The organism is Paenibacillus sp. E194 (genome assembly GCF_000935845.1).
Classification (GTDB): Bacteria; Bacillota; Bacilli; order Paenibacillales; family Paenibacillaceae; genus Paenibacillus_B; species Paenibacillus_B alvei_B.
This window is the reverse complement of the sequence record NZ_JMDX01000459.1, coordinates 1-1,839: the sequence shown is the minus strand read 5'-3', so window position 1 is coordinate 1,839 and position 1,839 is coordinate 1. Positions and strand designations below refer to the sequence as shown.

Sequence of the window (1,839 nt, the reverse complement as noted above, 5' to 3'; positions counted from 1 at the left end):
GATGATGGCATCATATACAAGTCGAAGGAAACTCGAATCGGCTATCTTGCCCAACATACCGGTCTCCATTCAGAACGAACGATTTGGGAAGAGATGATGTCCGTATTCTCTCACCTCATTGAGGCTGAGCAGGAGCTTCGAGAATTAGAGCGTCTTATTGCTGACCCTGCAACTGCGGAGAATGAATCTCGATATGAAGAGATCTTGCGTCGATATGCGGAGCAACAAGATTGGTTCCGCCAGCATGGCGGCTACGAGATGGAGACGCGTGTGCGAAGCATCTTGCACGGCATGGGATTCGGCCAGATGGATCCGAACACGATTCATATTCACACGTTGAGCGGTGGACAGAAGACGAGATTGGCACTTGCCCGAATTTTGTTGCAACAGCCTGAGTTGCTCCTGCTTGACGAACCTACGAACCATCTAGACATCCATACCCTTACATGGCTCGAAGGTTACTTACGCTCCTACCCTGGCGCTGTCCTTGTTGTATCGCATGACCGATACTTCCTAGATGCGATGGTGACGACGATCATCGAGATCGAACGCCATCAGGCCAAGCGGTATACAGGCAATTATTCGAAATATATCGAGTTGAAGGCAGCCGAATATGAGCAGCAAATGAAACTCTATGAGAAGCAGCAGGTTGAAATCTCAAAGCTTGAGGATTTTGTACAGCGCAATATCGTACGCGCCTCAACAACCAAGCGTGCACAAAGCCGTCGTAAAGCACTCGAAAAAATGGAACGAATCGATAAGCCATTAGGGGATCTGAAGCGTGCAAGCTTCAGCTTCGAGATTACACGTCAAAGCGGGAAAGATGTGCTTAAAGTAGAAGAAGCATCTGCATCCTATGACCATAAGCCTCCATTATTCCGCCACGTAAGCTTCGAATTGAAGCGTGGAGAAATGGTCGCACTCATTGGCCCGAACGGAATCGGCAAGTCCACCTTGTTGAAAGCATTGACTGGCAAACACGATCTATTAGCTGGACAGATCCAATGGGGCACGAATGTTACGATTGGTTACTATGATCAGGAACAGACAAATTTGAACCCGAATGTAACCGTCATGGAGGAAGTATGGTCTGCCTATCCGCATATGGATGAAGTTCGTATTCGAACCGTACTCGGAAGCTTCTTATTCAGCGGAGACGATGTACAGAAGAAGATCGCTTCTCTCAGTGGTGGGGAAAAAGCTAGAGTAGCACTAGCCAAGCTGATGCTCCTACAAGCAAATGTGCTCATACTCGATGAGCCGACCAACCATTTGGATCTATTCAGCAAGGAAGTGCTCGAATCCGCTCTGATTGACTATGAAGGCACACTGCTCTTTATTTCACATGACCGCTACTTCCTGAACAAGATGGCTGAGCGCATCGTGGAAATGAGCGCAGAAGGTACGTGTCATTTCCTAGGAAATTATGACGACTATGTAGAGAAGAAGCAGCAGCTAGAAGAAGATAGGGATCTGTTCTCCACAAATCCATCTCAGCCGAGCAAACCTGCTTCATTCCAGAGTAGTACGGCGGAAGGCAAATCAGAAGCAGCACCTAGCGGATTGTCTACGTATGAAGCAGATAAGCAGTCGAAGCGAGAAGAACGTGCACGACAACGTAAGCTGGAGCAAATCGAGAAGCAAATTGCTGAGTTGGAAGCAGAGATTGCTGCTCGTGAACTAGAGCTTACTGAACCCGAAGTGTTCAACGATTATGTACGCATCCAATCGATTCAAGAGCAATTAGATGCGTCCAAGGCCGCACTTGATGAAGTATATGCCGAGTGGGAGCTGCTTATGGAGGCATAAGAGAGTTTANCCTCAATACGTGTTGAAAAA

1 protein-coding gene is annotated in these 1,839 nt (G+C 47.7%); it reads left to right on the top strand.

Translation table 11 applies throughout. The features are described from left to right. The coding region (locus AZ66_RS28875) for an ABC-F family ATP-binding cassette domain-containing protein (protein WP_044358077.1) at window positions 1-1,809 on the top strand (1,809 nt) is incomplete at its 5' end. Window positions 1,810-1,839 lie beyond the last annotated feature (30 nt).